An 8,737-nucleotide genomic window follows, 5' to 3' on the forward strand; every position below is an offset into this window, starting at 1 on the left:
CTCGGCGCGGCCCAGACCGCGACGCGGCGGGATCGAGCTCGCGGCGCGGGCTCGCGATAAGCTGGAAGGCTGTGTCTGTCGAACCCGTCATCGTCTACCCGCCCGAGCTGCCCGTCAGCGCGGCGCGGGACGAGATCGCGCGCGCGATCCGCGACCACCAGGTCGTGATCGTCGCCGGCGCGACCGGCTCGGGAAAGACGACGCAGCTGCCGAAGATCTGCCTCGAGCTGGGGCGCACCTCGATCGCGCACACCCAGCCCCGCCGCATCGCCGCGCGCACGATCGCCGAGCGCATCGCCGACGAGATGCAGGTGCCGCTCGGCTCGACCGTCGGCTACAAGGTGCGCTTCACCGACAAGGTCTCGGCCGACACGCGTGTGGCGCTGGTGACCGACGGCATCCTGCTCAACGAGATCCACCGCGACCGGCTGCTCCGCCGCTACGACACGATCATCGTCGACGAGGCGCACGAGCGCTCGCTCAACATCGACTTCCTGCTCGGCTACCTCCGTCGCATCCTGCCGAAGCGTCCGGATCTGAAGGTCATCGTCACCTCGGCGACGATCGACCCCGAGAGCTTCGCGCGGCACTTCGCCGCCGCCCCCGCCGAGCCCGGCGGCGAGCCGACGCCCGCGCCGGTGATCGAGGTGTCGGGGCGGACGTACCCGGTCGAGATCCGGTACCGGCCGCTGGATGGTGCGGAGGACGTGGGCGGCGCGGGCGAAACTCCTGAGATTCCGGATGCCGACGACCCGGCCGTCCCGTCATCGCGCGGTCGCACGGGGCCGGGGCCTCAGAAAGTCAGGAGTTCTGCACGCGCCGCCGGCAAGCCCGGGGGCCCTGGCGACGACGCCGACGAGGTCGGAGCCGTCGTGGCGGCCCTGCGGGAGCTCGACCGGGAACCCGCGGGCGACGTGCTCGTCTTCTTCCCGGGCGAGGCCGAGATCCGCGACGCGGCGGATGCCATCCGCGGGGCGTATCAGAAGGATGCCGCCCCCACCGAGGTGCTCCCCCTGTACGGCCGCCTCTCCGCTGCGGAGCAGCACCGCGTCTTCGAGCGCTCCACCGTCGCGGGCGTGCGCCGCCGCGTCATCCTCGCCACCAACGTCGCCGAGACGAGCCTCACCGTCCCCGGCATCCGGTACGTCGTCGACACCGGCACGGCGCGCATCTCGCGCTACAGCAACCGCTCGAAGATCCAGCGCCTGCCGATCGAGGCCGTCTCGCAGGCGTCTGCGCAGCAGCGATCCGGCCGCGCCGGTCGCACCTCGCCGGGCATCGCGATCCGGCTCTATTCCGAAGACGACTTCACCCGGCGCCCGGAGTACACCGAGCCCGAGATCCTGCGCACGTCGCTGGCATCCGTCATCCTGCAGATGCTCTCGCTCGGGTTCGGCGACATCCAGGCGTTCCCGTTCCTCACCCCGCCCGATTCGCGCGGTGTGAAGGCGGCGTTCGACCTGCTCGTGGAGCTCGGCGCGGTGAAGCTGCCCGCGCCCGGGTCGCGGTCCGCCGCCGCGTCGGATCGGGAGCTCGACGAGGGCGAGCGCGACGTGCGCGGCGACGGCGATCCGTCCCGGCAGCGGGACGGGCGCGGCGAGCGGTCCCGCGGGCGCGGCGACGATCGCGGCCCCCGCCTGACCGAGATCGGCCGCGAGATCGCGCGTCTGCCGATCGACCCGCGCTTCGCCCGCATGCTCATCGAGGCGCGGCGCGGCGACGTCACGTCCGAGGTGCTCGCGATCGTGTCGGGCATGTCGATCCAGGACGTGCGCGAGCGTCCCGAGGAGCGCCGCGAAGAGGCCGACCGCTTCCACGCGCGGTTCACCGACCCGACGAGCGACTTCCTCTCCCTGCTCAACCTGTGGGAGTACCTGCAGGAGAAGCAGGCCGAGCTCGGCTCGAGCGCCTTCCGGCGCCTGTGCCGCAGCGAGCACCTCAACTACGTGCGCGTGCGCGAGTGGATGGACGTGCACCGGCAGCTCCGGTCGCTCGGCGCGGAGCGCGGCGACGGCGGGAGGGCATCGGCGGGCGAGGGCGGGCGAGGCGGCGACGGGCGCGGGCGCGACGGTGGCACCGGGCGCGGCGGCGAGCGTGGCGGCAGCGAGCGCGGGCGCGGCTCGACGAACCATGTCCCACTTTCGGCGGGAACAGACCCCTCCAGGCCGCACAATTCGGGACACGGCTCGCACAATTCGGGACACGGCGTGCACAAATCGGGACACGGTTCGTCGAGCGAGCGCACCGCCCCCGAGGGGCACGCCGCGGGCGATGCCATCCACCGCGCGATCCTGTCCGGACTGCTCTCGCACCTCGGCATCCTCGACCCGCGCACGATGGCGCAGACGAAGGACCGCAAGGCCCCCGGCGAGACCCGCCCCGTCAAGGGCGAGTACATCGGCGCGCGCGGTGCCCGCTTCGCGATCTTCCCCGGGTCGGGGCTGAAGAAGAAGCGTCCCTCCGCGGTCATGGCGGCCGAGCTCGTCGAGACGTCTCGCCTGTTCGCCCGCACGGTGGCCGCGGTCGACCCGGCGTGGGCGGAGGAGCTCGCCCCCGACCTCGTGAAGCGCTCGCTGAGCGAGCCGCACTGGTCGAAGGATGCCGGCTCCGCCGCCGCCTACGAGAAGGTCACCCTGTTCGGGGTCGAGCTCGTCGGGCGACGCCGCGTGCAGCTCGCGCGGTTCGACCGTCCGCTCGCGCGCGAGATGTTCGTGCGCCACGCGCTGGTCGAGGGCGAGTGGGACCCCTCGGTGCTCGACAAGCGCCTCACGGCGTTCCTCCGCCGCAACCTCGAGCAGCGCCGCCTGCTCGAGAAGATCGAGGAGCGCGAGCGGCGCCGCGACATCCTCATCGGCGACGAGGCGGTGTTCGCGTTCTACAACGCCCGCATCCCCGCGGACGTCACCGACGTGCGCTCGTTCGAGGCGTGGTGGAAGGATGCCGTCCACCGTACGCCCCACCTGCTCGACCTGCGCGAGTCCGACCTCACCGGCGATCGGGCGCAGGGCGACGACCGCGCCTTCCCCGCACGGTGGCGCCAGGGCGATCAGACGCTGAACCTCGCCTACCGCTTCGAGCCGGGGGCGCCCGACGACGGCGTCACGGTCGTCGTGCCGCTGCCGCTGCTGGCGCAGCTGCGCCCCGACGGCTTCGACTGGCAGGTGCCCGGCATGCGCGACGAGCTCGTCACGGCCCTGTTGCGCGCTCTGCCGAAGACGATCCGCCGCAACGTCGTGCCCGCGGCCGACTGGGCCGAGAAATTCAGCGCCGAGCTGGCAGAGAAGGGCCCCGAGCACGCGAACGGTCTGCCGAAGACGACGCTCGTCGACGCCCTCGCGGCCCAGGTGCAGCGGGTCGCCAATCAGCGCGTGAGCGCGACCGACTTCGAGCTCGAGCGCGTCCCCGCGCACCTGCTGCCCTCGTTCCGCGCGGTCGACGCCCGCGGACGGGCGATCGGGAGCGACCGCGACCTGCGGGCCCTGCAGCGGCGCCTGGCCGACAAGGCCCGGTCGAGCGTCGAGTCGACCATCGCACGACCGGCGCAGAAGGCCGCGAAGGTCGCCGAGGCCTCTCCCGCATTCGCCGCCCGCGCGAAGCTGACAACGTGGGATCTCGACGAGCTCACCGAGGTCGTCGACACCCCGGTCGCCGGCGGTGTCGTGCGCGGCTACCCGGCGCTTGTCGACGACGGCGACAGCGTCACCCTGCGCGTGGAAGCCACCCCCGAGGATGCCGCGCGCCTCACCCGCGCCGGCATCCGCCGCCTGATGCTGCTCGCGGTCCCCTCCCCCGCCACCTACGTCCTCGACCACCTCACCGCGAACGAGAAGCTCGCGCTCGCGGCATCCCCGTACCAGAACGCGAAGGCGCTGATCGAGGATGCGCGCGTGGCCCTGGCCGACGACATCCTCGGGCGCGAGAGTCCGACCGGCGTCGTACGCGACAAGGCCGCGTTCGAGCGGGTGCGCGACGCGTTCTCCTCGGCCTCGGTCGAGCGCACCTTCCAGACGGTGTCGCTCGCCGCGAAGATCCTCCTCGCGCAGCGCGACGTCGAAAGGGCGATGAAGGATGCCGCATCGATCACGCTCCTCGGAGCCCTCAACGACGTGCGCGGGCAGGTGAAGGGCCTGCTGTTCCCCGGGTTCCTCTCACGCACCGGGCTGCCGCGCCTGCAGCACTACCCCCGGTATCTCGCCGGGGCGTTGGAGCGCGTGACGACCCTGTCCGACAACCCGGGCCGCGACCGCCAGCGCATGACCGAGTACGAGCGGGCCGCCGCGGGCTTCCTCGACGCCGGCGGCGCGGTGCCGCTCCCCGCCGACGCTCCCGCGAACCTCGTGCAGACGCGGTGGCTGCTCGAGGAGCTGCGCGTGAGCCTGTTCGCCCAGCGCCTCGGCACCGCCGAGCCGGTCTCTCCCCAGCGCATCGCGAAGGCCCTGAAGGGCGCATGAGTCGCGGACGTTCCGCGACTCCGAGCCCTGAGGAGGCGCCCCGGTGGCGGCCCACGCCGGCGGTCAGACGCCGAGCGCGGCGCCCCACTCGCGCAGCAGCGCCTCCAGTGCACGGCGGTCGGCCGGAGTCAGCGCCGCCAACATCCGCTCCTCGTTCTCGACGTGCGCGACCAACGCCTCGTCGATGACCCGCCGCCCCTCCGTCGTCAGCGCGATCACCCGCCCGCGGCCGTCGTCGTCGCTCGCGCTCCTGGACACGAGACCGGATGCCACGAGTCGGTCGACCCGCTTGGTCACGGCGCCGGTGGTCACCATCGTGTGGCGCGCGAGGTCACCGGGGGCGCACGCGTAGGGCTCCCCGCGCCGGCGGAGCGTGGCGAGGATGTCGAACTCCCCCTCCCCGAGTCCGAAGCGGCGGAAGACGGCGAGCAGCTCGGCCTCGAGCCTGTCGACGATCCGACTCATCCGCCCGATGATCTGCATGGGCGAGGCATCGACGTCGGGGCGCTCGGCGGCCCACTGGGCGACGAGTTCGTCGACGTGGTCGGTCATGGCATCCATGATACCTTCCGCGGAAACTATACTGTCTTCCATGGAAGATAAATGGCGTCTCGTCGCGATCACCGCCGTCGCCCCGATCGCCTGGGGCGCCACCTACGTCGTGACGCGGCACCTGCTGCCCGCCGACGCGCCCCTGTGGGGTGCGGCGCTGCGCGCCCTGCCCGCCGGACTCCTGCTCTGGGCGCTGGCCCGTCGGCGACCGCGCGGCGACTGGTGGTGGAAAGCGCCCGTCCTGGGCCTGCTCAACTTCGGCGCGTTCTTCGTGCTCGTCTACCTCGCCGCACAACTTCTTCCGTCGTCCATCGCCGCCTCCATCATGGCCCTGGCCCCGCTCGCCCTCGCGGGGCTCGCCTGGCCGCTTCTCGCCCAGCGTCCGACCGCGCGGTGGGCGGCCGGCGCGGTCCTCGGCATCGTCGGCGTTCTGTTGGTCGTCGGCCTCGGGGCGGGGTCGGTGTCGCCGGCCGGGGTCGTGGCATCTGCCATCGCCCTTCTCGCCTCCTCCTTCGGAGCGATCCTCACCACACGATGGCGCGACGACACTCCCCTGCTGGCCACGACCGCGTGGCAGCTCACCGCGGGCGGAATCGCACTCGTGGTCGCGGCCGGCCTCGTCGAGGGATCACCGCCGCGGATGGATGCCATCGGAGTGGCCGCCTACGCCGGGATCGCGGTGGTGGCCACCGCCCTGGCCTTCGTCTGCTGGTTCACGGGGCTCCGGCACCTTCCCGCCGGGACCGTCGGGATCATCGGACTGCTGAACCCCGTGACCGGGGTCGTCCTCGGGGTCGTCATCGGCGGGGAATCCCTCGCCGTGCTGCAGGCGGCCGGGATCGCCCTCGTCCTGCTCTCGCTGGTGATCGCCCGTCCCCGACGCACGAGCGACGGGCCCCTCCCCGCCGTTCGACGACGAGAAAGGGCCCCTCGAGAGCGCACCCGTCACGACGAGAGCGACACCTGACCCAGAGCGGCCTCGACATCGACCACGGCCTTCGCCGTCGACGACGAGCGCAGGCTGTTGTCGACGGAGCCGATGCCCTCGCGGTTCACGACGCGGTACTCGTCGTCGGGCAGCGTGATGTCCGCCGAACCCGCCGTCACCGACACCGTGGTCCGACTCGGCGTGGCCCCGCTGAGGCCCGCCGTCAGCTGGCCTCCGGCGACCTCGAACGACGCCGTGTCGACCCCCGCGATCTCGGCCGACGCGGCGCCTCCGGCGACGGTGATCTCGAGCGTCTCGGCGCTTCCCGCCATCTCGACCGCCCCGCCGGCGAGGTTCACCGTCAGCCCGCGCAAGTCGGCGTCGACATCGAGGGTGCCGCCCGTGACGTCGAAGCGCGCGTCGAGCGGCGTGTCCTTCAGGCTGCGGGGCAGGGTGAGCGTGGCGCTCGGACCCCGGTCCCAATCGATGAACGCTCCGCGGGGCGACGACACCCGCAGGCTGTCGCCCGTGCGCTCGAACGTCCACCCGCCGCGGCGCGCCCCGCCGGCATCCAAAGTCGCGTCCGCGACGTCGCCGTACTCGATCGTGAGGGATCCGCCCGCGACATCGGCCGTGAGATCGGTCAGTCCCCGGGCCGAGACGGACCCCGCGTCGATGTCGGATCGCGTATCGGCGAGCGTGGCCGCCGCGGTGATCGCCGTGCCGCCCACTGTGCCGACGAGAGCGCAGGCGCCCACGACGATCGTGACGATCGACACCGCGAGGGCGGTTCCGCGGCGCGAGGCCTGCGCCGGCGGAGGGGTCGGCTCGACGGGGGTCGGCTCGAGGGGGGTCTGCGTGGTCATGACGTTGCTCCGGTGTGGTCGTGGCCCAGGTGCACGAGGGCGGCGATGACGCGGCGGTTGCCGGTCTCGTCCTGCTCCAGGCCGAGCTTGGTGAAGATGGCGGTGATGTACTTCTCGACGCTGGCCTCGCTCACGAAGAGCGCGGCGGCGATGGCCTGATTCGACCGGCCTTCCGCGATCAGGGCGAGGACGCTCCGCTCCCGCTCGGTCAGGCTCTGCAGGCGCTCGTCGCGCCGGCGGCGGGCGAGCAGTTGCCCCACCACTTCGGGATCGAGCACGGTGGCTCCGCCGCTGATGCGGGCGACCGCGTCGAGGAAGTCGCGGACGTCGGCGACCCGGTCCTTGAGCAGGTAGCCGAGCGAGCCCTGTCCGTCGGCGATCAGATCGCTGGCGTACTGCTCCTCGACGTACTGCGAGAGGACGAGGACGGCGAGTCCCGGATGCCGGGACCTCAGCGCGATCGCGGCGCGGATGCCCTCGTCGGTCCAGGTGGGCGGGAGCCGCACGTCGAGGATGCAGAGCTCGGGCGCCGTCTGGGCGACCGCGGCTTCCAGCCCCTCCGCGTCGGGCAGGGCGGAGACGACCTCGTGGCCGTCGTCGGCGAGGAGGCGGACGAGCCCCTCGCGCAGCAGCACGGAGTCTTCGCAGATCAGGATGCGCACGGGACGCTCACCTCCACCGTCGTGGGTCCGCCCTGCGGGCTGTCGATGCGGGCGGTGCCGCCGGCCGCGGTCACGCGGTTGACGATGCCGTCGAGGCCACCGCCCGGGACGACGCGGGCGCCGCCCAGGCCGTCGTCCTCGACACGGGCCCACAGGGTCCCGTCCTCGCGGAGGCGCACGTGCACGCGGCACGCGGTCGCGCGGGAGTGCTTGGCCGCATTGGTCAGGGCCTCGGCGATCGAGAAGTACACCGCGGCCTCGGCCGGGCGACTGCACCGACGCGGCAGACGCACGTCGAGGTTCACGGGGATGTGCGACCGGGACGCGAGCGCCGAGAGGGCGGCATCCAGTCCCCGATCGTCCAGCACCGAGGCATGGATGCCACGGGCGAGCTGGCGCAGTTCGGTGATCGCCGACTTGGTCGAGGCGTGGGCCTCGGCGACGAGGGCCTTGGCGGTCTCGGGGTCGTCGTCGATCTTGGTCTGCGCGAGACCGAGGGTCATGCCGATCGAGACGAGCCGCGGCTGGACGCCGTCGTGCAGGTCGCGCTCGATGCGGGTGCGCTCGACCTCGGCCGCGCGGACGGCCCCGGCACGACGGGTGTCGGAGGTGCGAGCGCGCTCCTCGAGCTCCGCCTCGCGCGAGGGCACGAAGAGGGCACGGACGATCACGCCGTGCAGCACCGCCAGACCGATGATGGCGGCGAGGGATCCCAGGAACGCGAGGATGCCGACGAGCGGGGCGGCGAAACCCGCGAGCGGGAAGATCCCCAGGAAGCGCGTGTCGGGCCACCCGAAGATCGGGGCGACGGCGAGAGCGAGGCCCCACGCCGAGAGACCGGCCGCGGTGAGCACCACCAGCCCCAGAAGAGTCGCGATCGCGAACGAGGCCACCGCGCGCCACTGGCCCAGGTCGATGGCCTGCAGCCAGATCGTGTGGAGGAAGCCGACGAAACCGGAGCGGGGGCTCCGTCGCGGACGCAACCCCGGGAGGCCGAACCCGTAGAGACCGTCGACGCGTGCCCGCTCGAACCACGCCACCGCGAAGAGGGCGTAGACGAGGGCCACGAGGACGAGGACGCCGACGAGCATCGCGACGAGCAGTCCGAGGCCGCCGCCCAGCATGCCGAAGAGCGCGCTGAACACGATCGGCCCGACGAGGCCGAGTGCGGCCAGCTGGGCCGCCGCCCCGGCGATGCGACCGGGGGTGGCGATCCGCACGCGCGACGGCGCGGCGTCCGCGGGAGCCGAGGGCGGGAGGCTGTCGCTTATACACATC

General features: G+C 72.8%; 6 protein-coding genes. 2 read left to right on the forward strand and 4 right to left on the reverse strand.

The window, feature by feature from the left end; genetic code table 11:
• The first annotated feature begins 71 nt into the window (after window positions 1–71).
• On the forward strand, window positions 72–4,451 hold the full coding sequence (locus tag NS220_RS11525) for a DUF3418 domain-containing protein (RefSeq protein WP_058624197.1): 4,380 nt from the start codon (window positions 72–74) through the stop codon (window positions 4,449–4,451).
• 63 nt (window positions 4,452–4,514) lie between these two features.
• On the opposite strand, the gene NS220_RS11530 is transcribed toward NS220_RS11525, so the two are convergent.
• Window positions 4,515–5,003, reverse strand: a complete 489-nt coding sequence (locus tag NS220_RS11530; protein ID WP_081323138.1) for a MarR family winged helix-turn-helix transcriptional regulator — start codon at window positions 5,001–5,003, stop codon at window positions 4,515–4,517.
• A gap of 40 nt (window positions 5,004–5,043) precedes the next feature.
• On the opposite strand from NS220_RS11530, the gene NS220_RS11535 reads away from it, so the two are divergent.
• Window positions 5,044–5,970, forward strand: a complete 927-nt coding sequence (locus NS220_RS11535; protein ID WP_058624199.1) for an EamA family transporter — start codon at window positions 5,044–5,046, stop codon at window positions 5,968–5,970.
• Here the strand turns inward: NS220_RS11535 and NS220_RS11540 are convergent.
• Genes NS220_RS11540 through NS220_RS11550 form a run of 3 tightly spaced genes read right to left on the reverse strand, consistent with a single transcriptional unit; the run spans window position 5,949 to window position 8,736 of the window.
• Window positions 5,949–6,797: a hypothetical protein gene (locus NS220_RS11540; protein WP_058624200.1), complete on the reverse strand. Its 849-nt coding sequence runs from the start codon at window positions 6,795–6,797 to the stop codon at window positions 5,949–5,951. The genes NS220_RS11535 and NS220_RS11540 overlap by 22 nt on opposite strands.
• Window positions 6,794–7,459: a LuxR C-terminal-related transcriptional regulator gene (locus tag NS220_RS11545; RefSeq protein ID WP_058624201.1), complete on the reverse strand. Its 666-nt coding sequence runs from the start codon at window positions 7,457–7,459 to the stop codon at window positions 6,794–6,796. The genes NS220_RS11540 and NS220_RS11545 overlap by 4 nt, the downstream gene beginning before the upstream one ends.
• Window positions 7,447–8,736 (reverse strand): sensor histidine kinase, encoded by a 1,290-nt coding sequence (locus tag NS220_RS11550; RefSeq protein WP_058624202.1) that lies wholly within the window; start codon window positions 8,734–8,736, stop codon window positions 7,447–7,449. Before NS220_RS11550 ends, NS220_RS11545 begins: the two co-directional genes overlap by 13 nt.
• Window position 8,737: the final 1 nt, after the last annotated feature.

The sequence above is a fragment of the Microbacterium testaceum genome, assembly GCF_001476655.1.
In the GTDB taxonomy this organism is placed as follows: domain Bacteria; phylum Actinomycetota; class Actinomycetes; order Actinomycetales; family Microbacteriaceae; genus Microbacterium; species Microbacterium testaceum_C.